The organism is Priestia sp. ST2, assembly GCF_055810735.1.
The window spans coordinates 25,192-49,502 of sequence record NZ_JBVVNT010000014.1 but is presented as its reverse complement, the minus strand read 5'-3'; the positions used below and the strand labels follow the sequence as shown (position 1 = coordinate 49,502).

General features: G+C 38.4%; 23 protein-coding genes, 2 tRNA genes and 1 rRNA gene. 2 read left to right on the top strand and 24 right to left on the bottom strand.

Going from position 1 to position 24,311, the window contains the following annotated elements:
• The 16 genes from AC0KUU_RS28830 to spoIIE all read right to left on the bottom strand — a co-directional run.
• Positions 1–200, bottom strand: a 16S ribosomal RNA gene (locus AC0KUU_RS28830); the annotation flags it as partial.
• 282 nt (positions 201–482) lie between these two features.
• Entirely contained in the window at positions 483–1,967 is a 1,485-nt protein-coding gene (gene lysS / locus AC0KUU_RS28825; RefSeq protein WP_013054894.1) for a lysine--tRNA ligase, read from the bottom strand.
• Between the two features lie 272 nt (positions 1,968–2,239).
• Positions 2,240–2,785: a 2-amino-4-hydroxy-6-hydroxymethyldihydropteridine diphosphokinase gene (folK, locus tag AC0KUU_RS28820; RefSeq protein ID WP_028410339.1), complete on the bottom strand. Its 546-nt coding sequence runs from the start codon at positions 2,783–2,785 to the stop codon at positions 2,240–2,242.
• Entirely contained in the window at positions 2,786–3,145 is a 360-nt protein-coding gene (gene folB, locus AC0KUU_RS28815) for a dihydroneopterin aldolase (RefSeq protein WP_013054892.1), read from the bottom strand.
• Between the two features lie 21 nt (positions 3,146–3,166).
• Positions 3,167–4,030 carry an aminodeoxychorismate lyase gene (gene pabC, locus AC0KUU_RS28810; RefSeq protein ID WP_043979051.1) on the bottom strand — a complete coding sequence of 288 codons (864 nt, stop codon included), beginning with the start codon at positions 4,028–4,030 and terminating at the stop codon, positions 3,167–3,169.
• Between the two features lie 4 nt (positions 4,031–4,034).
• A complete protein-coding gene (pabA, locus tag AC0KUU_RS28805; protein WP_013054890.1) occupies positions 4,035–4,616 on the bottom strand; it encodes an aminodeoxychorismate/anthranilate synthase component II in 582 nt (193 codons plus the stop codon).
• A gap of 2 nt (positions 4,617–4,618) precedes the next feature.
• Positions 4,619–6,034 (bottom strand): aminodeoxychorismate synthase component I, encoded by a 1,416-nt coding sequence (gene pabB, locus AC0KUU_RS28800; RefSeq protein ID WP_322551664.1) that lies wholly within the window; start codon positions 6,032–6,034, stop codon positions 4,619–4,621.
• A 97-nt stretch (positions 6,035–6,131) separates the two neighbouring features.
• Positions 6,132–7,070, bottom strand: coding sequence for a cysteine synthase A (cysK, locus tag AC0KUU_RS28795; protein ID WP_013054888.1), 939 nt, complete (start codon positions 7,068–7,070; stop codon positions 6,132–6,134).
• 201 nt (positions 7,071–7,271) lie between these two features.
• Positions 7,272–8,150: an Hsp33 family molecular chaperone HslO gene (gene hslO, locus AC0KUU_RS28790; RefSeq protein WP_097825370.1), complete on the bottom strand. Its 879-nt coding sequence runs from the start codon at positions 8,148–8,150 to the stop codon at positions 7,272–7,274.
• A gap of 12 nt (positions 8,151–8,162) precedes the next feature.
• Complete coding sequence (locus AC0KUU_RS28785; protein ID WP_013054886.1) at positions 8,163–8,930, bottom strand: type III pantothenate kinase; 768 nt, start codon at positions 8,928–8,930, stop codon at positions 8,163–8,165.
• Positions 8,931–9,147: 217 nt separating this feature from the next.
• On the bottom strand, positions 9,148–11,058 hold the full coding sequence (gene ftsH / locus AC0KUU_RS28780) for an ATP-dependent zinc metalloprotease FtsH (RefSeq protein ID WP_013054885.1): 1,911 nt from the start codon (positions 11,056–11,058) through the stop codon (positions 9,148–9,150).
• A gap of 93 nt (positions 11,059–11,151) precedes the next feature.
• Positions 11,152–11,691 carry a hypoxanthine phosphoribosyltransferase gene (gene hpt, locus AC0KUU_RS28775; protein WP_013054884.1) on the bottom strand — a complete coding sequence of 180 codons (540 nt, stop codon included), beginning with the start codon at positions 11,689–11,691 and terminating at the stop codon, positions 11,152–11,154.
• A 27-nt stretch (positions 11,692–11,718) separates the two neighbouring features.
• Entirely contained in the window at positions 11,719–13,095 is a 1,377-nt protein-coding gene (tilS, locus tag AC0KUU_RS28770; protein WP_043979004.1) for a tRNA lysidine(34) synthetase TilS, read from the bottom strand.
• Between the two features lie 96 nt (positions 13,096–13,191).
• Complete coding sequence (locus AC0KUU_RS28765; protein WP_034654932.1) at positions 13,192–14,157, bottom strand: protein kinase domain-containing protein; 966 nt, start codon at positions 14,155–14,157, stop codon at positions 13,192–13,194.
• Entirely contained in the window at positions 14,126–14,866 is a 741-nt protein-coding gene (locus AC0KUU_RS28760; protein WP_013054881.1) for a VWA domain-containing protein, read from the bottom strand. The genes AC0KUU_RS28765 and AC0KUU_RS28760 overlap by 32 nt, the downstream gene beginning before the upstream one ends.
• A gap of 71 nt (positions 14,867–14,937) precedes the next feature.
• Positions 14,938–17,415, bottom strand: a complete 2,478-nt coding sequence (spoIIE, locus tag AC0KUU_RS28755) for a stage II sporulation protein E (protein WP_013054880.1) — start codon at positions 17,413–17,415, stop codon at positions 14,938–14,940.
• 311 nt (positions 17,416–17,726) lie between these two features.
• Between spoIIE and AC0KUU_RS28750 the strand changes: the two genes are divergently transcribed.
• Both AC0KUU_RS28750 and AC0KUU_RS28745 read left to right on the top strand, forming a co-directional pair.
• A tRNA-Met gene (locus AC0KUU_RS28750) sits at positions 17,727–17,800 on the top strand.
• Between the two features lie 10 nt (positions 17,801–17,810).
• A tRNA-Glu gene (locus tag AC0KUU_RS28745) sits at positions 17,811–17,882 on the top strand.
• Positions 17,883–18,002: 120 nt separating this feature from the next.
• On the opposite strand, the gene AC0KUU_RS28740 is transcribed toward AC0KUU_RS28745, so the two are convergent.
• The 8 genes from AC0KUU_RS28740 to spoVT form a co-directional block, all read right to left on the bottom strand.
• Positions 18,003–18,470, bottom strand: a complete 468-nt coding sequence (locus AC0KUU_RS28740; RefSeq protein WP_013054879.1) for a S1 domain-containing RNA-binding protein — start codon at positions 18,468–18,470, stop codon at positions 18,003–18,005.
• Between the two features lie 88 nt (positions 18,471–18,558).
• Positions 18,559–18,930, bottom strand: coding sequence for an FtsB family cell division protein (locus AC0KUU_RS28735; protein WP_322551663.1), 372 nt, complete (start codon positions 18,928–18,930; stop codon positions 18,559–18,561).
• A gap of 4 nt (positions 18,931–18,934) precedes the next feature.
• Positions 18,935–19,558: a spore cortex biosynthesis protein YabQ gene (gene yabQ, locus AC0KUU_RS28730; protein ID WP_025753169.1), complete on the bottom strand. Its 624-nt coding sequence runs from the start codon at positions 19,556–19,558 to the stop codon at positions 18,935–18,937.
• Positions 19,555–19,860 carry a sporulation protein YabP gene (gene yabP, locus AC0KUU_RS28725; RefSeq protein ID WP_013054876.1) on the bottom strand — a complete coding sequence of 102 codons (306 nt, stop codon included), beginning with the start codon at positions 19,858–19,860 and terminating at the stop codon, positions 19,555–19,557. Before yabP ends, yabQ begins: the two co-directional genes overlap by 4 nt.
• Positions 19,861–19,959: 99 nt before the next feature.
• Entirely contained in the window at positions 19,960–20,226 is a 267-nt protein-coding gene (locus AC0KUU_RS28720) for an RNA-binding S4 domain-containing protein (protein WP_013054875.1), read from the bottom strand.
• 20 nt (positions 20,227–20,246) lie between these two features.
• On the bottom strand, positions 20,247–21,707 hold the full coding sequence (gene yabN / locus AC0KUU_RS28715; protein WP_162215136.1) for a bifunctional methyltransferase/pyrophosphohydrolase YabN: 1,461 nt from the start codon (positions 21,705–21,707) through the stop codon (positions 20,247–20,249).
• Between the two features lie 12 nt (positions 21,708–21,719).
• Positions 21,720–23,324, bottom strand: a complete 1,605-nt coding sequence (locus AC0KUU_RS28710; protein ID WP_043979013.1) for a putative polysaccharide biosynthesis protein — start codon at positions 23,322–23,324, stop codon at positions 21,720–21,722.
• A gap of 228 nt (positions 23,325–23,552) precedes the next feature.
• On the bottom strand, positions 23,553–24,089 hold the full coding sequence (gene spoVT / locus AC0KUU_RS28705) for a stage V sporulation protein T (RefSeq protein WP_013054872.1): 537 nt from the start codon (positions 24,087–24,089) through the stop codon (positions 23,553–23,555).
• Positions 24,090–24,311: the final 222 nt, after the last annotated feature.

Here is a 24,311-nt window from a genome sequence, read left to right as displayed (position 1 = left end):
TCCCATGAAGGAGAAGATCCTATCCGGTATTAGCTTCGGTTTCCCGAAGTTATCCCAGTCTTACAGGCAGGTTGCCCACGTGTTACTCACCCGTCCGCCGCTAACGTCATAGAAGCAAGCTTCTAATCAGTTCGCTCGACTTGCATGTATTAGGCACGCCGCCAGCGTTCATCCTGAGCCAGGATCAAACTCTCCGAAGAAATGTTTGACTTGCTCAATTTAAAAATAAAATTTAACGTTGACGTTTGTCGCTTTGTTCAGTTTTCAAAGTTCAACCGTCGCTCTTAAGCGACCTTACTATCTTATCAAGTTATCAACGTAATGTCAACAACTTTTTTATTTCTTTTTGTTGTTCTCGCTTGTCTGCGTTAGCAACAGATATAAATATACCAAATCAATTTCATAAAAACAAGAGGTAAATTAAAAGTTTAAATTTTCTAATATTATTAACTAAAAAAAGATGGCCGTAGCCATCTCTTTTTTTAGCGTTGACGCATATGTGGGAATAATAGTACATCACGGATTGACGGTGCATTTGTTAGTAACATAACAAGGCGGTCAATACCGATTCCTAGACCACCTGTAGGTGGCATACCATATTCTAATGCCTCAATGAAGTCATCATCCATCTCATGTGCTTCATCGTTTCCTTGTTCTTTCTCTTTCAACTGAGCTTCAAAGCGCTCACGTTGGTCAATTGGATCATTTAGCTCTGTAAATGCGTTCGCGTGTTCACGCGCAACGATAAACAGCTCAAAACGGTCAGTAAAACGCGGATCTTCCGCATTTTTCTTAGCCAATGGAGAGATTTCTACAGGATGTCCGTAAATGAACGTTGGTTGAATTAACTGCTCTTCTACTTTTTGTTCAAAGAATTCATTTACAATATGTCCATATTGCATATGTTCAGTGATTTCTACCCCGTGTTCTTTCGCTAAAGCACGAGCTTCTTCAACAGATGTTTCTCCCCAGAAGTCTACGCCCGTATATTGTTTAATAGCATCGACCATATGAAGTCTTGTCCACTCTGGAGTTAAATCTACCTCTTGATCGCCATACTGAATCTTTGTTGTGCCAAGTACTTCTTGCGCAATGTGTGCAATTAAGTTCTCTGTTAAAGCCATGATATCTTTGTAGTCCGCATACGCTTCGTACAATTCGATCATTGTAAATTCAGGATTGTGACGTGTAGATACACCTTCATTACGGAATACACGGCCAATTTCGTATACTTTTTCTAATCCACCTACGATTAAACGTTTTAAATGAAGTTCAATCGCAATACGCATATAAAGTTCCATATCAAGCGCATTGTGGTGTGTCACAAACGGACGAGCTGCTGCTCCACCTGCGATTGAATGCATCATCGGTGTTTCAACTTCTAAATATCCATGATTATCTAAGTAACGGCGCATCGATTGAATAATGCGGCTTCTTGAGATAAATGTTTGTTTACTTTCTGGGTTTGTAATTAAATCTAAGTAACGTTGACGGTAGCGCTGTTCAATATCTTTTAAACCATGATATTTATCTGGAAGTGGACGAAGCGCTTTTGTTAGTAACGTAAAATCTTTTACTTTAATAGAAAGTTCGCCAACTTTTGTTTTGAATAAAACACCTTCAACCCCTACCAAGTCACCGATATCTACGCTGCTGAAGATTTCGTACTGCTCTTCGCCAATTGCATCTTTACGTACATAAAGCTGAATTTGTCCTGTTAAATCTTGAACGTGAGCGAAACCTGCTTTTCCTTTTCCACGCTTTGTCATAATACGACCAGCTAGTGACACAGGCACTTCATTTTCTTCTAACTGTTCTTTTGTTAACTCGTCATACTCACTAATTAATTGCTGTGATGTATGTGTACGTTCAAAACGTTGACCAAACGGATCAATACCTTGATCTCGTAGGTTGCTCATTTTTTCGCGACGAACGAGAAATTGATCATTTAATTCTTCATGACTCATCGTTTACTCATCTCCATCGTATAATTAAGTTTTCCGAAACAGAAAAAAGGCCAGCATGTTTACTGGCAACTACTACGTTTCTTTAAAATTATTATAGGTTCAGTCGTTTCTCTATGTCAAATCGCTTTATTCTTGCTTCGCTTCTCTTTTTCTTCGATTTCTCTAACAAGCTACCGAATAAACCCAAAACCTGCGAACCCAAATCTCAAAGTTTTCACTATGAACTCTACTTTACGCCAATATAAAAATGAATCAACTAATAAGATTCATCTTCACTTATGTAAATCATTACGATTATTTTCGAACATATCTAGTATACCCGTTGTTTGCTCTCGAAATAATTTTACATCTTTTAAATCTGATAAACGTGTTGTGATGGTTTCAACTTTTTCTTCTGCTACAGGGAGAATAAGAGATGGAGCTAGTTCGTTTAGAGGAACCATCACAAACGCTCGTTCAAACATTCGGGGATGAGGGACGCTCAGTCTATCCGTGTGAATGATTTCATTACTATAAAGTAAGATATCTAAATCAAGGGTTCTAGGTCCCCATACAATCTCTCTTTTTCGGCCTGCCGTTTGTTCAATGGCTTGCAAACAATCTAAAAGGTGCTCTGACGAATACGTTGTTTGTATTTTTACTACCATGTTTAAAAAGCTTGCTTGATTCGTATACCCGACAGGGGCCGTTTCATAAACAGATGAAACAGCCACTACCTTAATCTCAGAGTGTTTCATCAAGCCAGTAACTCCTGACTTCAAATGTTCCATTCGATTTCCAATATTTGATCCTAATGCAATATATGCTTCTGTTGTCATTCAACGGCTCCTTTTAATTTCAATAGCTACCGATTGATAATAACCGGGAATTGGCGGATCGGGTTTATATACCTTTACTGTACAAGCCTGCACGAGTTCGTAATTAGCAAGCAATTCAGATGCAATCGTTTCAGCCACCGTTTCAACTAACTTGAACGTGCGCTTCTCTACAACTTCCTGGCATGTTTGGTATAAATCTGCATAGCTCACCGAGTATTCTAAATTGTCCGTAGTACCAGCTTGCTTTAAATCCAGTTCCACAGCTAAATCCACGTGAAAACGCTGCCCTAATTTATTTTCTTCTGGAAATACGCCATGATAGCCATAGAAACGCATATCATTTACATAAATTTTATCCATCTTTAGTCTCTCCTTTCGCTTTTATACATGTAGCTCGTGTCGACTCATTAGCGACATTGTGTAAGAGCGATACTCTTTTTGCAACTGAGCTGTCAGCGTATGGTCTCCTACTGAAAACTGCTTATCCTTTATACTTCGAAGAGGTACGATTTCTTGAATGGAATTTGTAACGAAAGCTTCATCACCCTCCAAGAGCTGTTCCACCGTAAATAAGCCTTCTACAACCTCTATGTTTTTCTTTTGTAAAAGCGTAAAGATAAACTGTCTCGTAATTCCATTTAAGATACCTGTTTCAAGAGACGGCGTATATACACAATCATCTTTTACAAAAAATAAATTGGACACAATACCTTCGGCTAAGAACCCTTCTTTTGTTAAAAAGATACCCTCTTTATTTAAGTCCGAACCAACTTCTCGCTTAGCTAGTACATTATTTAAATAATGATGAGACTTTAACCTCATGGTTCCTTCAGGCGTATTTCGTTTCGTCTCAAGAATAAGCCCCTCTTTTACAAGGGGGCTCGATGGATGAGGCATTGATTTCATATATACGATTGTAGATGGCTTGTCGTATTCTTCCACTTGCAAGCCAATTCCGCCATTTCCTGCTGAGACATTTAATCGAACATACGCATTTCTCTCATTGTTTTTCATTAACAAACTATTAATGATTTCCAACACGTCCTGTGTAGAGTAGTCCCATACAATATTTAATTCACGTAAGCTGCTATGCAGGCGATCCAGATGGTCTTCCACTAAAAATGGATGACCTTCATACACTCGTAACGTTTCAAACAGCCCTAGGCCATACATATATCCGTGATCAAACGGAGAAATAGTGGCTTCAGACGCAGACTTTACTTCGCCATTTACGTATATATACATATCATTACACTCGCTTTTTTTCGTAAGTTTCAATAAAATTCTTCAGCATTTCTTTACCGTAAGAAGTCATGATAGATTCAGGATGGAACTGTACTCCTTCAATAGGTAATGATTTATGGCGAATCGCCATAATTTCATCTTCTGCTGTCCACGCTGAAATCTCAAAGCAATCCGGCAGTGAACTTTTTTCTACAATCAAAGAATGATACCGCGTTGCCGTGAACGGATTATCAAGACCTTTAAAGATAGTACGGCCATCATGATGCATTTCAGATGTTTTCCCGTGCATTAATTTATCCGCACGAATCACATTCCCTCCAAAAGCTTGCCCAATCGACTGATGCCCTAAGCATACGCCGAATATTGGAATCTTACCTGCAAAATACTCGATGGCTTCTAGACTGATTCCCGCTTCGTTAGGACTGCATGGTCCCGGGGAGATCATCAAGAAATCTGGATTTAGCACTTCAATTTCAGAAAGTGTAATTTCATCATTTCTTTTTACAAGAAGCTCATGCCCTAGCTCACCTAAATACTGTACTAAATTAAACGTAAAAGAATCATAATTATCAATCATTAATATCATCTTTACTCACCCTCACTCAGCTCATTTTCGCTCTGCTCTTTTGCTTTCCATAGTGCAATTGCTTTTTTCAGTGATTCTTTGTATTCGTGTTTCGGATTTGAATCAATCACAACACCCGCACCAGCCTGCACATAAGCTTGGCCGTCTTGAATAATCATAGTGCGAATCGCAATATTTAATTCCATATCTCCATTAAACCCAATCCAACCAATCGATCCTGTATAAATTCCTCTTCGAACTGGTTCAAGTTCTTCAATGATTTCCATTGTACGAACTTTAGGTGCTCCAGTAATCGTTCCTCCAGGAAAAACCGCATCTACGATATCTACAAAATCTTTGTTGCGCGCGAGCTTGCCTTTTACATTAGACACAATATGCATGACATGTGAATATTTTTCAATAACCATAAACTCGTCAACATGCACAGTACCATATTCGCTTACTCTACCAAGATCATTACGCTCTAAGTCAACAAGCATCACATGCTCTGCACGCTCTTTTTCGTTATGAATAAGCTCATCTGCTAACTGTTGATCTTCTTGATCATCCTTACCGCGGGAGCGTGTTCCCGCAATCGGTCTCGTACTGATTTCATCATCGGCTTTTTTCACTAATAATTCTGGTGAACAGCTCACAATGTGAAATTCTTCTGTCTGCATATAAGACATGTAAGGAGACGGGTTGATTTTTCGTACCTGTTCGTAGATATGCATAGGATGAGTTTGAAGCTGTTGAGACTGTCGAACAGATAAGTTCACTTGAAACACATCGCCTTGCCCGATGTACTCATGTACGCGTGTTGTAGCATCTGAAAAAGCAGCTTCAGACATCGAAACCTCACTCTTTTCGGCAACACGATGAATCTGCTCATATGAGAGTCCTTCATCACTTGCCCCCATCCAGTCCTTTTTGTATTGATCAATACGCTTATGTGCCTGCTCTCTACAATCTGCTTCGTCATTAACGATAATCCAGAGCTTTTCCTTTTCTTGATCGTATACAAATACGTCATCGAAAATAAGGAAATAAACGTCCGGCGTTTTCAATGAATCTTCAGCAAGGTCAGGTATGGTTTCTACATAGCGGATATAATCATAGCTAATAAAGCCAATTGCTCCACCTTGAAAAGGAGGAAGATCTGGATTCACCTCTGCTTCAAACTTCTTCATCCAGTCTCGCATAAGATGAAGCGGATTACCTTTTTGAACAGTAGTTTGGTCATCCGTTTTGATATGAAGCTCGTTTTGTCCGCCTCGCAAAATGGCTACAGGTTTTAATCCCATCATTTGAAACTTTCCGCCTCGACCGCTTTCAAGCAGGATATGATTCGGTTCCTCTTTTGACAACTCTTGATATTTTTTGAACCATTGGCTTTTAGAGATAGAAATAGATTCGCCCCAAGTCATTCTTTGCTGCATTTGTTCACTCTCCTAAAAATAAATCACCTGCTTTCATTTTACATGATTCTTAGATGAAAAAAAACAGCTTCATATAGAAGCTGTTTTTTTATCGTTTTTATGCTTGTGTTTGTTCCTCGAATTGGAACAATGGAGTACTTAGGTAACGCTCACCGTTACTTGGAATAATCGCTAACACTTTTTTACCTTTTCCAAGCTGTTTTGCAGCTTTTAACGCAGCATAAATCGCAGCCCCAGAAGAGATACCTACTAGTACACCTTCTGTTTTTGCTACTTTACGGGCATATTCAAAAGCTTGATCGTTTTGAACAGCGACAACTTCGTCATATACTTCCGTGTTAAGCGTATCCGGAACAAAGTTTGCACCAATTCCTTGAATTTTATGAGGTCCTGGTTGACCACCGCTTAAAATCGGAGAATCAGCTGGCTCTACCGCATAAATTTTGATATTTGGGTACTTTTCTTTTAACACTTCACCAGCACCTGTAATAGTACCGCCAGTACCGATACCTGCCACAAATCCATCTAGCTGATCGCCGAACTGCTCGATGATTTCTTTAGCCGTTGTTTGACGGTGCACTTCTGGGTTCGCCTCGTTTTGGAACTGCTGAGGAATAAAGTAGCCGTGCTCTTTTGCAAGCTCAGTTGCTTTATTAACCGCCCCTTTCATTCCTTCTGGACCTGGTGTTAATACTAACTCTGCACCGTATGCACGAAGCAGATTACGACGCTCAATACTCATCGTTTCAGGCATTGTTAAAATAGCACGGTATCCTTTTGCTGCAGCTACCATTGCTAAGCCAATTCCTGTGTTACCACTTGTTGGTTCAATGATTGTGTCGCCAGGTTTTAACACACCTTTTGCTTCCGCATCTTCAATCATCGCTAATGCGATACGATCTTTTACGCTGCTTCCCGGGTTCATAAATTCTAATTTTAAATATACATCCGCCATATCTTCTTCAACTAGACGGTTTAGTTTTACGATTGGTGTTTGACCAATTAACTCTGTAATTGAATTTGCAATACGTGCCATATGACCACTCCTAATACCAACTAATTTTATTGATTTTGTATACAATTTATCAGATGTTTTCTAAATTGTCAATCATTTTGTCTTTCCATTTACCTAATTTTGTTATATTTTTAGATCAATATATACAGAAATAGAACTTAATATCTATAAAAAAAGGCGCTCATTTATAAAATGACGCCTTTTAAGAATCTTTTATTTCATTTAAATTGCTTGTTTTTTCATTTCTTCAAGCTGCTTTTTATCAAAACGATAGGTCTCATTACAGAAATGACACTGGGCTTCAGCTTGGCCGTCTTCCTCAATCATCGATTGAATCTCTTCTTGTCCTAAGCTGATAATAGCATTGGCAATTCTTTCTTCTGAGCACTGACATTTGAACTCTACAGGCATTGTCTCCAGAAACTTCACATTTTCTTTTCCAAGAACTTCTTCTAAGATTTCCTCAGGAGAAAGACCTTTTTGAATCAGTTTTGAAATTGGTTCAATCGTCTGTAATCGTTGTTCAATAGCTGTAATCGTTTTATCATCTGTTCCCGGCAGAAGCTGAATGATAAATCCGCCCGCAGCTAAGATCGTGTTATCAGGGTTAACAAGTACACCTACACCTACTGAAGATGGGACTTGTTCAGATGTCACAAAATAATACGTGAAATCCTCTCCTAATTCTCCCGATACAATAGGTACTTGTCCGTTAAATTGATCACGCATTCCGATATCTTTTACGACACTTAGCGTGCCCTCTGTACCTACAGCACGTGCTACATCTAATTTCCCATGCTGATTTAAATCGAAGTGCGTTTGTGGATTCGTTACATATCCACGCACTTCCCCTTTAGCATTGCTGTCTACTAAAATAACGCCAATTGGGCCGCGGCCTTCAATTTTAATTGTTAGCTTTTGCTCACCCTTTAGCATAGCCCCCATCATGACTCCCGCAGTCATTGAACGTCCCAATGCTGCAGAGGCTGTAGGCCATGTATAGTGACGGCGCTGCGCTTCTCCAACTGTATCCGTTGTTTTTACTGCATAAGCGCGAACTTGACTATTGTAAGCTAATGCTTTTACTAAATAGTCACCCATAATATACACCTCTTACTCCATATTTTTTGTATAAATTATTTGCAATCCTTTTAAAGTCAAAAATGGATCCACAATATCAATAATATCCGACTCTTTAGCAATCAATGTTGCGAGTCCTCCAGTAGCAATAACTTTAGGATTTACTGTTGCTTGCTCTTTCATTCTTGCTACAATTCCTTCTACTTGTCCAACGTATCCATATAAAATACCTGCTTGCATCGCAGATACTGTATTTTTTCCCACAATGCTATTTGGTCGCGCAATTTCAATTCGCGGAAGCTTAGATGCTCTTGAATAAAGAGCTTCTGTCGAAATATTAATACCAGGGGCAATCGCACCACCCATATATTGCTTATTTTCATCAATATAGCAATATGTGGTTGCGGTACCAAAATCAACGATAATTAAAGGGCTTCCGTATAGCTGAATTCCAGCAACAGCATTTACAATACGGTCTGCTCCCACTTCACGCGGATTTTCATATTTAATATTTAAACCCGTCTTAATTCCAGGACCAACAACAAGCGGCTTTAAATGAAAATACTTTTGACACATTCTCTCCAATGCAAACATAATAGGAGGAACAACAGAGGAAATAATAATACCATGAATATCTTTAAAAGATAAACTAACGTGCTCAAGCAAGGCTTTGATTGTCATGCCATACTCGTCTTCTGTTTTATTACGGCTTGTTTCTACACGCCAGTGATACTTCAATTCATCTCCATCGTATACACCTAATACCGTATTCGTATTTCCAACATCTAATACAAAAATCATTTCAATCACCACTTTATATAAATTCAGTATTCACACTGAAACCATCATACCATAACTGGTAAATAGACGTGTATATTCTAGATAAAATAGGAATATAATGACACGATTCTCTAGTGGATATCCTACTTATCCACCATATATACGAAAATCTTTTACCAAACCTAACTTTTGCCCATTAAAAAATCAGTGGAGAATATCTCCACTGATCTTTATTGTCTTATGCTTTTGGCTCTTCATCGTCTGTCTTTGTTTGGATGTTTACTTTAACATCTTCATCTGTTACGTGACTAGAACGGTCTGGAAGAGTTCCATGATCTACTAAGTGGTTGATTTGCTCAGCGTCTAACGTTTCTACTTCTAACAATGTTTGAGCTACAAGCTCTAACTTGTCACGGTTTTCCGTTAAGATCTGCTTCGCACGCTCATAGCTTTCTTTAATGAAACGTTGGATTTCATTATCAATTTCATGAGCAATCGCATCACTGTAGTTTTGTTCACTGTGTAAATCACGACCTAAGAATACTTGGCCTTGTTGTGATTGACCGAATTGCATTGGTCCTAACTTTTCACTCATACCGTATTCTGTTACCATTTTACGAGCGATGCTTGTTGCACGCTGGAAGTCATTATGAGCACCTGTACTCACTTCGCCGAAAATAATTTCCTCAGCTACGCGACCACCAAGCAATCCAACAATTTTATCCAGCAGCTCTGGCTTCGTCATAAAGTAGCGATCTTCTTTTGGTAACATAACAGCATATCCACCAGCTTGCCCACGTGGAACAATGGTTACTTTATGTACCATATCAGCTTCGTCTAATACGACACCGATAATTGTATGTCCTGCTTCATGATAAGCAACAATATTGCGTTCTTTTTTAGAAATAACTCGACTTTTCTTAGCTGGACCTGCAATTACGCGGTCTGTTGCTTCGTCAATGTCAACCATTTCAATTTTCTTTTTGTCCTGTCTAGCAGCTACTAAGGCAGCTTCGTTTAACAAGTTTTCGAGATCTGCACCTGAGAAACCTGGCGTACGCATAGCAATTGCTTTTAAGTTTACTGATTCATCTAAAGGCTTATTGCGAGCATGTACTTTAAGCACTGCTTCACGGCCATTTACATCTGGACGATCTACCGTAATTTGACGGTCGAAACGGCCTGGACGTAATAACGCTGGATCTAAGATATCCGGGCGGTTTGTTGCTGCAATGATAATGATACCTTCGTTAGCACCAAAACCATCCATCTCAACAAGCAACTGGTTCAATGTTTGTTCACGCTCATCGTGTCCGCCACCAAGACCTGCGCCACGTTGACGACCTACAGCATCGATTTCATCAATAAAGATAATACATGGAGCATTCTTCTTCGCATTTTCGAATAAATCACGAACACGAGAAGCACCGACCCCAACAAACATTTCAACAAAGTCTGAACCACTGATAGAGAAGAAAGGAACGCCTGCTTCGCCAGCAACGGCTCTTGCTAATAATGTTTTACCAGTACCAGGAGGTCCCACAAGTAAGACACCCTTCGGAATTCTTGCACCTAGCTCTGCGAACTTACGAGGATCTTTTAAGAACTCAACAACTTCCACAAGTTCTTGCTTTTCTTCGTCTGCACCAGCTACGTCTTTAAATTTAACCTTTTTCTTTTCTTCACTGTAAAGCTTAGCCTTACTTTTACCGAAGTTCATAACGCGGCTTCCGCCACCTTGAGCTTGGTTCAGTAAGAAGAAGAATAGGATGAAAATAATAACAAACGGAATGATTGACGTAAAGAACGTTACCCAGCCGCTTGTTTCATCAGCAGGTTTAAAATCAACTTCTACTTGATTATTTTCGGAAGCAGCGTCAATACGATCAAGTGCTTTGTCACCATCTACGATGTAAGTTTGGAACGTTTGATCCTTTTTATAAGAATCTAACTTCCCTTGCACAACATACACGCCTCTTTCAGGCTTCATAGAGAGTGATTTCACATCACCTTTGTCTAAGTGTTGAACAAATGTATCGTATCTCATTGGTTCTGCTTTTTGATTAGAGCCACTAAAGAAGCTTACCACGCCAATAATGACTAAAAATATAAGTAAATAAAAGATGGTATTACGGAAGATCCGATTCATTTCTTACCTCCTCCCACGATAAACAAATACTGTATTCAATACTAACATAGAACATTTATCCTATCCAATAAATTGCACTTGGATATGTGCTTATTAATTGCTGTATACTTGCGGTTTAAGAACCCCAATATACGGCAGGTTACGATATTTCTCTTGATAATCTAATCCATACCCTACTACGAATGCATCAGGTACTTCAAATCCAACGTAATCTGCTTTAATAGATGCTTTACGACCTGTTGGTTTGTCTAAGAGTGTGACAATCTTAATTGACTTAGCTTTACGGTACTTGAATAACTCTACAAGGTAGCTAAGCGTTAAGCCGCTGTCGATAATATCCTCTAAGATAAGAATGTCTCGACCTTCAACTGATGTATCTAAATCTTTTAGGATTTTTACTTCACCAGAAGAAACCATCGCATTGCCATAACTTGATACATCCATAAAATCCATTTCTAAATATGTATCAACACGCTTAATTAGATCAGACATAAAAGGCATAGCGCCTTTTAATACACCGATTACCAAAGGAAAACGGTCAGCGTATTCCTCAGATAATAGCTTACCCAATTCTTTTACTTTCTGTTGTATTTCTTCTTCTGAAATCAAAATTTCTTGAATATCCTGCTTCATTCCTTACTTGCCTCCTAGAAGTTTTCGCTACTTATAGTATAAAATAACATATCTGGACTTATGTGTATGCAGTTCATAAGCAGATTTTTTCAAACCAGGTAGCCACAAAATAGTTCCTTGGCTATCTTCCACTACCGGCCAATGATCTCTGAAGTGTAAAGGGATTTTTTCATCGATAAAAATATCCTTTACTTTTTTATGTCCCTTCATGCCCTTTACTCGCATTTTATCGCCATTTTTTCGTGTCCTTACCTTTAATGATTGTAAATCGTGAGCTTCATCTAAAAGAAAAACATCGTTTCCTTTTATATCTTCGACTTTATTATGTATTTCACAAATAAGCTGGTGACCATTTGGAAGCTCGACGACCCCTGGAATCGGAACAATAAATTCATATGGCTCGATGTTCCCCTCATTAAAGGTGAAAAGACAGTCGTTGTAAGATCGGATAATACGTAAACCATTTGGAAAGTCAAGCGTCCCAGACGGTTTTTCACTTTCGCAAAATCCTACTAACATGTCAACATGCGCTGAGGAAAGGGTTGGAGGAATTTCTTTATAGAGATAGTTTAATATTAGTTGAATACCACGCCTTTGTAAAGGCTTGCGTATCCTTAGAAAACAATCTCTATCGATGAGAATTTCATTTTGCAATTTCTTTCTCATTACTTTATTCATCACATCGGTCGTTAATTCCTCTAAGTATGCTTGATCTTCATGCAAGTTCTCGCTAAATTGTTGAAATTTTTCATGTACAGCTGCGTTTTCTTGCTTTAAAAATGGCAAAACGTAATGACGAAATCGATTTCTCGTGTACGAGTCTTTCTCATTACTCGGATCAATCCGAGGGGTAAGCCCATGTAGCTTACAGTAGCGATTGATTTCTTCTTTCGTTACGGCTAGGAACGGCCTAATAATAAATCCATCCGCATATGGCCGCTTGGGCTGCATCCCTGCGTATCCATTCATCGTACTGCCTCGGACCATTCGCATTAACATCGTTTCAATCTGATCATCTCCGTGATGTCCTAATGCAAGAAAATTTGCTTTGTGCTTCTTCATAACATGAGTAAAAAATGTATAGCGGCATTCTCTGGCTGCTACTTGAGAAGATAACTTTCTTTCCTTCTGATAGGCAGTAACATCAATTTGCTTCGCCTCACATTTAATATTCAATTGTTTGCAGTAGTTCTGCACATATTCCATATCTTGCTGTGACTCTTCTCCCCGGAACATATGATCAACATGAGCAGCAATAATAGTAAGAGATTTTTGCTCTTTCAGACTCCATAAGAAATGCACCAGTGCTAAAGAATCAGGACCACCAGAAATACCTACAACCACTGTAGAGCCTGCGGATAATAACTGATGTTTTGTCATAAAATTGTTCACTTGCTTTTCCATAGGAATGACTCATCCTTATAATGTACACGCAATAATGTATCATTAATTTACTTTATACGAATGACTATAAGGAAAGTTTCACAATTTCTCCAAACTTTATAGCACTTGAATAAATAGATACAAAATATAAATCAACATTACAGATGTACAAAGTAGTAGCGTCTCTAACACGTGAGAACGCTTCTTCTTTACTTTAACACGAGGGGCAGACGGTTGACGAACGTTTTGAGGCTTTGTTCCTTTACTTTTTGCCCCTCTTCTTTTTTCGACCGATAACACCTCTGTTTTCATTTCTTTAGCTGACTTATACTTTCCCGTAACCGCTTGATACAAAACGTCCCCGAAAGGTTCCAACTGCTTTGTTGTTAATATAAATTGTTTTAATTGTTCAGCCGGTTTGTCCGTTTTATTAATTCGCTTGCCATAAGCTGCGTGAATCAAAACCATAGATACAGCAAACAAATCATAGGTCGGTTCTGCTTTTCGGGAGCCAAGCCCCCAGTGCGCCCGATCATAAAAGTCGGTAAATTCTTTTATTGACCGCCCTTGCAGAGTTGTTCCTCCGACGTCAATCCATCGAACTTTTACGGGGTTAGATGTTACGACCAGGTTTTCTGGTTTTAAATCGCCAAATACCCACCCTTCTTCATGAAGGTTTTCCAAGTCTGTTAAGAGCTGACTTGCAAATACTTGCAGCCATTCTGTCCCTCTTGTTGAGATAAAGGAAAGGAGAGGCTGCCCTTTCACATACTCCATTACATAGAAAGAAAGAGCATGAGAACCATAGCTCCAATCATCTACATCAAGTAAGCGCGGTCCTAGCACTTTGTCTTTGACTTGAGAGAGCTTTTTTAATACATTCACTTCTGCTGTAACAGACATGTTGGAAAAGCTTATTTTTAACGCTGCTAGCGTTCCGTTTACTAATTGAACTAAATAGACAACTCCAGTTGCCCCCACGCCTAATTTCTCAAGAATTTTATAATGGACGTGATGCCATTTCCCTTGAATTTCTGTTCCCGGAGATAGGTTACATACCTGATTCTTCAATGTATTGTTCATTATTTTTTAACAACCCTCTCAATGAGCGCTTTTTGGTGAAATAATGAGTAGCCTCTTTGATAGCCGGTCCAGTAGGCGTAATACCTCCTGCTGTTAGTTTTGGAAAAATCGTTGAAAGCGACTCTAATCTTGGATTCCAGTCCATTAGCTTCTCTACATCTTTCTTTTTCCCAGGAAATAAAAAGATTGAAAATTGATTATGCCCCATGCGAGCATTCAAGCTTAACGATAAATCTAACAGTGACTCCTTTACAGTAGGAAGCTTATTTTTCATACTTCCGCTCATGTCAACTAAAATAAGAATCTCTAAGTCAACCGTTTCCCCAAGTTCATCAACAACTTCCATGATTTCTCCTCGCTTCTCAGGAGATAACTCTTCTAATCTTGAATTAGAGGAACCTAGAATTTGCTGAAGCTCTTTATTTACAACGCCTTGAAGTGTTTGCGTCATTGCTTGCCTTGTAACCATTTGAACAGTTTGAGAAAGCTGTTTTACGTAAACAATTTGACTCACGCCACCGCCTGACATGGCAATGCCTTCTATTTCATTCGTGCTTTGCTCATCAATTGTGTCCTCTTCCATCACACCAATAACGTTTACACTAATCCCTTGTTCTTTAGCTAGTGCTGCCATTGCTACCGGATCTTCACCTGTATTCGAACCACCGTCCGTAATGACCAACATCTGTTTCAATGTACCTTTTTTCATAAAAAAATCCCCTCCTCATTATCAGTATTAACATGATAGACGAGGAGGAGATAAAATATACTTCTATCTAACTATTGTGCTTTTTTACGATAAGCGTAAGAAGGAATCGATGACCATTTCGGGGTATTGTGCTGAAGTTTTGCCACAACTACCGTCATATCATCTTCAATCAAGCCTGATTTTGTTCGAATAACTTCTTCCATAATTAAGTCTGCAATTTCTTGTGGATCGTTTGTTTGAAGCTCGCCAATTTTTCGCTTCATCCACATTTCGTAGTTCTCAACATGTTTTGGTCCTTCAAATACGCCATCACTCATCATAATTAATAAGTCTTCGGCCTTCATTTGTTCATTCACAACATCCACTTCAAATTCTTCAATAATGCCCATTGGCAAATTGCTTGCCTGTATTTTAATCACCTTGTCTCCACGTTTGATGAAGCTTGGCGTAGAACCGATTTTCAAGAAGTTTACATTGGCATCTTGTAAGTCGATCATCGCTAAATCTAACGTAGAAAAGATCTCATCGTTTGTACGCAGCGATAAAATAGAGTTAATCGATTTAATTGCAATTGTCTCTTCTATTCCTGTTTGTAAAATTTGTTTTAACAGCTGAAGCGTTTCGCTGCTTTCATAGTGGGCACGCTCTCCATTCCCCATACCATCGCTAATAGCTAGTGCATACTTACCAGCGTTTAGCTCAATCATGGAGTAGCTGTCACCGGATACAAACCCTCCGCCTTTAGCAGCATGTGCTACGCCTGTATCAACAACGTACGCTTTTGTACAGCCAAACGAAACGTGGCAATAGCCTTGAGGATATTTAGCACATTCTTCGTTCTTTACTACAATACTTTCACCTAAGATATCTGTAAGCATTGGCGCAATAATCTTCTCGCATTCTCCTCTTCCGTGACAATATGGCACCCACATTTCAATATCTACATTTCCAGGTTCTAAGCTATAAATTTCAATTTGATTGATTTCCATCCCAAAGTTGCGAAGAGCTTCTAAAATCTGTTCTTCTTGTACATTTAAATTTTCGCGCTCTCGCTTAATTTCTTTTGCAAAATTTCCCATAACTTCAGAAACACCGTGAAGCTGTTCTGCTACAATCCTTCTACTTTCTTGAATTTGGGCTTTTAAGTGCTGATTGGCTTTAAAATACGTAAGTTCATGCTCAATCACATCGATGACTTTTTTCGATTTCACACAATGTTTGTCCATTTCTCGAATTAGTCTTGGATTTTGTTCAAGAGTGCCATTATCAACTTCAAGCATAATTTCCTTCATATATTCATAGGTTGTATCAAACTGCTGTGCCCAACATTGTTCTTTTTTAAAACAAAATTGGCACGTCCTTTCGGTAACGCTGCTTAAGAAATAATCGACTTCTTTATCGGCGCTTGGCTTTTCATCATAAAATCCATTTTGCGTAAAACTTTTGGAAAGTGCTTGAAAAACATTTGAGAACTGTTCTACGCGATTCGCTGTTACATCTCGGATCTTGCGCACGTACTGCTGTTGTTCAAGCATGTTTTCAGATGTCCCTGGTACTAATTTACTCAAGTTTTTCAAAACAAAAGATGGGGTTAATAAAAATAGGACAACAGCCGTCAGTGATTCATACAAATTAGTCGTCAACCCTTGATCTGCCTGAGCATATAGGCCAATTAGCAATGAACCAACAACCAGCCCAAGAGCTGCTCCTAGCTTTTTACCATCTTTTAAAAGTCCTCCAAGCAAGCCGGAAAAAGCGAGTAAACTCATTTCATACAAACTAGAAACATTCGCGAAGCTTAAAATTAAACCGGTTACGACCCCTACCGTAGCTCCTATCGTAGGGCCGGATACAAATGCAAAAACTAATACTAAGTAACGAGATAATATATGTTCAGCCGAAAGCCCGTAAATCATCCACCCTATTGTCCCCGTCATAACAGATGCCAACAAAATGATTAGAGAAATCACTTCTTCTGTTTTTAATGATTGTTTTCGCTTTCGGTATGAAATTAAAGGCACGCTTTGTAAGAAAATCATGGTTAAGATAAAGCTCAACCCTGCTTCTACTGCCACAAATGTAAAATCATACATGGTGAATTCCTTGGTAAACACATAAAAAATAGTTAGTTTTGTAAGTAACATCGCGCTAAATACAGTGAACGGCAGCTTCTTTAACGGATCCATTGTCAGTATGCCGCTAAATCGATGAATTAGTAAGAAAACAAATAGTGTAGCAAATACGGTACCTCCATTTTGAATGGAAACACTAAATGCCCCTGCCAATACGGCTAAACTTGCTAACGGTGCTTTTTCTTTCTTTATAGCCATTACAGCTGCAAAGAATGGCAAAGCAAATGGCATGATTTTCATTAAAATTAACGCTCGTCCTAATAAAAAACCTACGACTAGCAGCAACAATCCCCATTGAAATAACACCTTTTCCGTTTTCATACCCGCCTTTGTAAACACACGGGACATTTCTAATCTAGTTCGGTTAAATACCGCCTCTGTTGTTGGACTTGCAAAATCTCTTTCCGTCTTTTGCATTCTCCCACCACCCGCTAATTATACTTATTCATTATTATATCGCGGCGAAAGGTGAAATTTTGTCAAACGGACTAGTCAAATACCTATAATCGTTCGACTATTTTCTAGTATTATATTGAAAACTATACAAAAAGATGTACAATCTTACATGGCAATTTAAAAAATATCAGAGATACTGTTTGCCTCAGAGAAAGCCTATGCTCATCATTTTTTTCAAAAGCAAATAATAGTCTATAAAAATAAAAAAAAAGTTATTGACAATAACCCTTCTTTTTTATATTATTATAAATGTCTTTTAGAGAACGTATAATGGCGGTGTAGCTCAGCTGGCTAGAGCGTACGGTTCATACCCGTGAGGTCGGGGGTTCGATCCCCTCCGCCGCTACTCGAATAACGGCCCGTTGGTCAAGCGGTTAAGACACCGCCCTTTCACGGCGGTAACACGGGTTCGAATCCCGTACGGGTCATTAAAAAGCATGTACAACAGTACATGCTTTTTTTCTACTCTTTTTTACATATAAAAAAAGCACCTTTTAGATAAAAGGCACTTTCCAAAAACTCGCTATCTATTTGATATAAGCAGCAAGTTAACCGCGTTTTGCACCGCGTCCACCGCGTTTTGATTCGGTATGGCGTTTTAGGGAAGATAAACGTTCTTCACTGTCTTTTAAGAAACGATTCATTTTTTGTTCGAATGTTTCTTTTGTACGGAAATCATTACCGCCACCACGATTGTTATTACGTTGTGGGCGTGAATCACGTGGACGGTCTGAGCGTGGCGCTCTTGCAGGACGCTCTGGTCTTTCTGGACGTTCTGGTTTGTCTACCGCTTTCTTAATTGAAAGACCAATTTTACCATCTTTCTCAACGTTAATTACTTTGACTTCAACTTCGTCGCCCACTTTTAAATGGTCGTTAATGTCCTTTACGTAATTATCAGCTACTTCACTGATATGAACCAAGCCTGTTGAACCTCCTGGTAACTCAACAAAAGCTCCAAAGTTCGTAATACCTGTTACCTTTCCCTGTAACTTGCTGCCTACTTCGATTGACATAAAAAAAATGCTCCTCCTTAAATGATAAAAGAAATCAATTTATTATATTATACAAAAAGCAAAAATACACTGTCAACGAACCATACGTTTAGTCTTTTTTTACATTAAAGATAATTTCCCCGTCTTCTGATAAAAAATAATCTCTGCGGGCAATCTTTTTAATATAATCATCGTCATTTAACTTGACGATTTCACCTTTTAACTGTTTTTGCTTGCTTTGTAATTTTGTCAGCTGCTGTTCTAATTTCACCTTCTCAGCTTTTTTGTTCTCAATAGCTGAGGTTTGCGTAATTAAAGCTGATACCATCAATCCACCAATGATTAAGGCCAACACTCCGAAAACAGTCAAACGCCTAATTAAACCGATACGCTTTCGATCTGTATTTTGTTTAATTTGCTCTTGTTTATGGCTATAATCAGTTTTTAACTTCGCGACCTTTTTTTTTCGTACCGCACTCATTGAATTAGTCGTCCCCCTTGTTTTTTAAAGTGTTCACCCATGCAACGATTCTCATTATCATATTCTTTGCACGATTGTAAATTCCTTCTATATACCGAAAACCCATATGTAAAAATCGTTTTACAGGTTTAGGCATCATTCTCCAAAATACGAAAAGAAGCCACCTGGTCGGTACGTAAATAAGCTTTAGACAGAATACGAGCAGCTTATGAACAGCTCGGTAGATCCCTAAAGCGACTACAACTAAAATATGAATAAAGAAGCGGATAGGCTTGACCAAAAAAATATTACTAAGCGTTAAAACACCTCGATATAAACTTAATACGCTCGAGACAGTAAATGTTAATACTTTTAAATACAGTGATTGAAATAAGCTTTGATACGCGGCAAAGCCGCAAAACAAAGCAAGAAACGCATACAAACGCAGTTCTCCTTCATTCACTAAAAACAACACGTAAAAAATGAGAAGAGCTTGCACCATCCAAAACAATACGTCATTCACAAATACAAACCATGGGCGTGATTTAGAGCGATTAACAAAGTAACGATAAGTATCGAGAGAAGCACCTAAACCGCTTCCCATCGATACCATCGCAAGCATTGTATAGAGCTGAATGTTTAAACTCATCGAAACAACTTACTAAAGAATCCTTTAGCCTTCTCCGATTGGTTCTCATCTAAGTAAACTATATCAAAGATTTTTCCTTTTATCGATACAATTCCTTGATCAACGTCTAAATTTTTCATTTGCAGATTTTGCCCTCTAACTGACAAGAAACCCATCACTGTTTCAAGTAAAAATTCCTCATTGTCAAAGCTCTCTACCTGCTTCACACCCGTGATATCTAAGAGACGCCGACCCTTCATCACTAAATCATGATTTGGAGTATGGTCTTTGTTTGAATTGCTTGTTTCGTAAAATTGGCTCATATCTTCATCCCCACCTCATTCATTAAGAGCATTCGCTCTTGTTATCTGTTGTTTAAAACATATGAATGAGAAAGGTGATTTAGAACAAGCCTTCATCAGTTATACTTCAGATGAAATACGCTCTTCTTTGACAATTGAGTACAAATTAGCTGCTTCTTCTTTTTTAGCTGCTTCTTGAAGAGCCTCTATTTTAACGGTAATTTTCTTCGTGCCAAATGTGATCGCTAACTCATCTCCTACTTTCACATTTGTGCTTGCTTTTGCAACGATACCATTAATGGTAATACGGCCCTTGTCTGATACTTCTTTTGCTAATGTACGGCGCTTAATTAAACGTGATACTTTTAAAAATTTATCTAACCTCATAATTCCCTCACCTTTCTGTTTTACAAACCTGTTTTTTTGGCGTCTTCCCAAAATTCATCTAACTCTTCTAACGAAAAAGATTCAAATGGTTTTTCAGAAGCTCTCACTTTTTCTTCAATATATTGAAATCGATTTAAAAATTTTGTATTCGTTTTAGCTAATGCAGCTTCAGAGTCAATTTTATAAAACCTTGCAATATTCACTAAAGCAAATAAAATATCTCCAAATTCATCGCTCATTTTTTCTTTATCAGCATGCTGTACTTCCTCTTGGAATTCAGCAAGTTCTTCCTGTACTTTCCCCCACATTGGTTCAACTTCTGACCAATCGAAACCAACTTTTGCAGCTTGTTTTTGGTATCCATGCGCTTTCATTAAAGAAGGCATAGCCCCAGGTACAGAAGCTAACAGAGAAGAAGGTTCCTCTCCTTTTTCTTCTTTTTTGATTTCATCCCAATTTTTCAAGACCTCATCTGCATTATTCACGCTCACTTCCCCAAATACATGCGGATGGCGTCTTACCATTTTCTCTGAAACACTGCGAATGACATCATCAATTGAAAACATTCCTTCATCTTCACCGATTTGGGCATGAAGCAATACTTGCAGCAATACATCACCGAGCTCTTCAATCATATTATCGTCATCTTGACGGTCAATTGCATCTAATAACTCATATGACTCTTCTAGCAAATAGCGCTTGAGCGATTCATGCGTTTGTTTTTGATCCCAAGGACATCCGTTTGGCCCTCTGAGCGTGGCAATAATCCTTCTGAACGAGTCAAATTGATGATATAAAATTGTTTCGTCTGCTACTGGAGGCACATAAATAGTCGTTAAGTTATTGAGCGACATTTCTCTATCCAATTCATACAGCTTGACCGGCTGGATTTTTTCTTCACTGCTTCCCGCTGCTGTTACAATATAAACGAGGTAATCATCAGGAACGTGTTCCATCAGTGTTAGCTTTACCTCTGAAGCAACGAACTGATCGTACACTTGAGCAATTAGAACATGACCGGTTAACTCTATTTCGCTTCGCTTTAAATCTGTTCCATCTAGCAGCTGAAATCCTTCGATAGGATCGATCTTTAGCGCACCAAAAATTGGGTCTAAGAAGCTTTGTCCTCCTTTAATTTCAACAGGAATGCCTCGTTCTTTTCCTTTTTGTAAAAGTAATTGAACCGTACGTTCTGCCACTAAAGGGTGCCCAGGAACGGCATACACCACTTCTTCTATTGAAGCTTTATCGATTAAATCATTTGATATATGTTCATATACCTCTTCAAATGCATCATAAGATTCGTATACGTCATCATAGGATACATACGTCAAGCCTTCACTTTCTAATTCTTTGATTACAGGATGTTCTTTTGTGCGCATATAAATATGCTTTTCCTGCTGTAGCAAGCGATAAATACCTACAGGTAGCTGTTCTAAATCGCCTGCTCCTAAACCAATAACTGTTACTTTACCTGTCATTGCTTCACCTTCTTATTTATTTTTTAATACGTATTTAGCTAAAACACTTCCCATTGGAAGTAAACGTAATTCCTCTTCGGTAAAAATGTGTTGTTTCATAATGATAAACAAATAAAACAAACCGCCTATTAAAACACCAGCTCCTGTTTCAACCACTTGTTTGCTTGTATCTAAACCATTAGACCATACAAAGTGATGTAAACAAAATAAATAGCTTTGCAAAAGAACGACCATTGCTATGCCCGTTATAAAAATACCTCCACTCGCCTTTTTCGGAACAAGAGGTACAGCTAACTTTTTATACAGACAAAATAGATTGATTGCTGCAACGATAGCGAATCCAGCTGAGGAAGCAATGGCTGCTCCTATGGTTTGAAAATCTGGTATTAGCCAAAGATTCAATATTAGTTTGACTGCCATGCCAGCGATGACGGCTATTACAGGCGCAAAAACAGCTCCCATCCCCTGCAGCACAGCTCCAGCAGTTGCTGCTACTGTTGTAAATATAACTAACAAGCTCAAAATTTGTAAAACGTCCGTTCCGTGGGAGTCACCGTATAAAAGCATATTAATGGGTTTCATCAGCGCAATCAAGCCAAAAGCTGCTCCAACTCCGACTACAAGCGATAGACGGAGAGACAGCTGAACTTTTTCAACCACAAATGACAAGTTCTTTTTCGCAATGGCTGAAGAAATAACAGGTACAAGCGAAAGCGAAAAAGCTGTACCTACTACTGTACCTAATTGAATCAACGGAAGACCGCGGTCGTAAATACCTTTTAAAATTTGTGCTGCTTCTTCAGCCATGCCGTGCGCCGTTAGACTAGAATATAAAGTAAAGGAGTCAATAAGCTGGATAAACAGCAGACCCATACCGCTAATACAAATTAATAAGCCTTGAATAATAAGGATTTTAAATATTCTCTTGATGTCTGCTTTTTTTATGCGTTGAAATACTCCCTTAGAATTTGTCTTTGTTCTAAAAACAAATAAAAATAAAATAATAAGGGATGTGATACCGCCTGTTATGGAACCAAAAATAGCTCCCGCCCCTGCAGTATATAGATCATAACCATGTTGGATCAAGAAAATAGACAGATACAAAATAGTCCCTACCCGTACAACTTGTTCTGCAATTTGAGACAGCGCTGTAGGAAACATATTATGTAATCCTTGATAATAACCACGAATAACAGCAATAAACGGAATAAGTAAAAAGGAAAATGAAATAATTTGAATGAGAACCGTTAATTTACGATCTCCCATCCACTCGGCAATCGTTTCTGCGAAAATATATTCAAACGCAAATATCGTGCAGCCTACTACAAACAAAAAAGCAAACGAAACTTGAAGTATTCCTCGGATTTCCTTTCTCCGATTTGTTACCGCATACTCAGCTACTAACTTTGAAATAATTACAGGGAAACCATATGTACCTAGCTGTAGCGCAATTCCATATAGCGGATAAACTTGCTGATAGATATAAAACCCTATATCTCCCGCGATATGGTGATATGGAATACGATAAGTGGCACTTAAGATTTTCGTAAATAAACCTGCGAGCGTTAAAATAATGGCGCCGTTAAAAATAGAATAGAGCTTTGATTGTTTCTGCATTCCTACACCTTTCACCTACAGCTTGTAATGATGTGAACAACTCTTTTTATTAGCCGCTAACCGCAATAGAATAGAGCTTTGTTCTTATAAAACATCCTGCACTTTCCAATAAATAAAATACCGTACCATTATATCATGTTCTCTTTATTTCTAAGGTAAGACAGCATGAAAAAGGCAGCAGAAACTGCTACCTTTTCAGTAAATAATGTAAAATAAAGATAATTACGCTTACTGCTCCATTTGACGAGATAAGAAGCTAGCTGCTGTTTCGGCCGCTTTATGCTCTACTTCACCAAGGGACTTATCTTTTGAGAAAATGACAACAGCTCCAATCGGATCTCCATTTGCAATAATCGGACCGATTGTGTAAGAAGAAATATTTTCTTCGTATCCATCGACAAATTCAAGGTTTTTCCCATCAGTTACTAAAGAAGAACTGCGGCTTTCCATAACAGATTCCACTAACGAACTAATGTTTTTATTTAAGTATTCTTTTTTAGAACTTCCTGCTACCGCAATAAATACATCGCGGTCACAAATAAGTACAGGATGACCCAAGCTATCGTATAGCGCTTCGCCATACTCTTTTGCAAAGTCTCCTAATTCACTAATTGGCGAATATTTCTTTAAAATAACTTCTCCATCGCGATCGACGAAAATCTCTAGGGGATCTCCCTCTCGGATGCGAAGCGTTCTTCTAATTTCTTTTGGAATCACAACGCGACCCAAATCATCAATACGACGAACAATACCTGTTGCTTTCATTCATTGAAGCCTCTCTTTCATATGATGATTAAAATAGTTGGTGAATATCACTGATGGCTATATGATAAAAGGTTCACCTTTGTTGAGGTTAGTATTCTTCACTCTACAACTTCTATTCACCAACCATCTCTTTTTTTGTTAAAAAGTGTGCTTTTATTAAAAAAATGTCCAAAAAACCGCCAAAACATGGGGATTTGGGTATTTTTATTTCGGCTATATAAA

Bases quoted from the DNA above. Each gene is read 5' to 3' on its own strand.
- lysS (WP_013054894.1), bottom strand. From the start codon at position 1,967: ATGAGTCATGAAGAATTAAATGATCAATTTCTCGTTCGTCGCGAAAAA.
- folK (WP_028410339.1), bottom strand. From the start codon at position 2,785: ATGACAACAGAAGCATATATTGCATTAGGATCAAATATTGGAAATCGA.
- folB (WP_013054892.1), bottom strand. From the start codon at position 3,145: ATGGATAAAATTTATGTAAATGATATGCGTTTCTATGGCTATCATGGC.
- pabC (WP_043979051.1), bottom strand. From the start codon at position 4,030: ATGTATATATACGTAAATGGCGAAGTAAAGTCTGCGTCTGAAGCCACT.
- pabA (WP_013054890.1), bottom strand. From the start codon at position 4,616: ATGATATTAATGATTGATAATTATGATTCTTTTACGTTTAATTTAGTA.
- pabB (WP_322551664.1), bottom strand. From the start codon at position 6,034: ATGCAGCAAAGAATGACTTGGGGCGAATCTATTTCTATCTCTAAAAGC.
- cysK (WP_013054888.1), bottom strand. From the start codon at position 7,070: ATGGCACGTATTGCAAATTCAATTACAGAGTTAATTGGTCAAACACCA.
- hslO (WP_097825370.1), bottom strand. From the start codon at position 8,150: ATGGGTGACTATTTAGTAAAAGCATTAGCTTACAATAGTCAAGTTCGC.
- AC0KUU_RS28785 (WP_013054886.1), bottom strand. From the start codon at position 8,930: ATGATTTTTGTATTAGATGTTGGAAATACGAATACGGTATTAGGTGTA.
- ftsH (WP_013054885.1), bottom strand. From the start codon at position 11,058: ATGAATCGGATCTTCCGTAATACCATCTTTTATTTACTTATATTTTTA.
- hpt (WP_013054884.1), bottom strand. From the start codon at position 11,691: ATGAAGCAGGATATTCAAGAAATTTTGATTTCAGAAGAAGAAATACAA.
- tilS (WP_043979004.1), bottom strand. From the start codon at position 13,095: ATGGAAAAGCAAGTGAACAATTTTATGACAAAACATCAGTTATTATCC.
- AC0KUU_RS28765 (WP_034654932.1), bottom strand. From the start codon at position 14,157: ATGAACAATACATTGAAGAATCAGGTATGTAACCTATCTCCGGGAACA.
- AC0KUU_RS28760 (WP_013054881.1), bottom strand. From the start codon at position 14,866: ATGAAAAAAGGTACATTGAAACAGATGTTGGTCATTACGGACGGTGGT.
- spoIIE (WP_013054880.1), bottom strand. From the start codon at position 17,415: ATGCAAAAGACGGAAAGAGATTTTGCAAGTCCAACAACAGAGGCGGTA.
- AC0KUU_RS28740 (WP_013054879.1), bottom strand. From the start codon at position 18,470: ATGTCAATCGAAGTAGGCAGCAAGTTACAGGGAAAGGTAACAGGTATT.
- AC0KUU_RS28735 (WP_322551663.1), bottom strand. From the start codon at position 18,930: ATGAGTGCGGTACGAAAAAAAAAGGTCGCGAAGTTAAAAACTGATTAT.
- yabQ (WP_025753169.1), bottom strand. From the start codon at position 19,558: ATGAGTTTAAACATTCAGCTCTATACAATGCTTGCGATGGTATCGATG.
- yabP (WP_013054876.1), bottom strand. From the start codon at position 19,860: ATGAGCCAATTTTACGAAACAAGCAATTCAAACAAAGACCATACTCCA.
- AC0KUU_RS28720 (WP_013054875.1), bottom strand. From the start codon at position 20,226: ATGAGGTTAGATAAATTTTTAAAAGTATCACGTTTAATTAAGCGCCGT.
- yabN (WP_162215136.1), bottom strand. From the start codon at position 21,707: ATGACAGGTAAAGTAACAGTTATTGGTTTAGGAGCAGGCGATTTAGAA.
- AC0KUU_RS28710 (WP_043979013.1), bottom strand. From the start codon at position 23,324: ATGCAGAAACAATCAAAGCTCTATTCTATTTTTAACGGCGCCATTATT.
- spoVT (WP_013054872.1), bottom strand. From the start codon at position 24,089: ATGAAAGCAACAGGTATTGTTCGTCGTATTGATGATTTGGGTCGCGTT.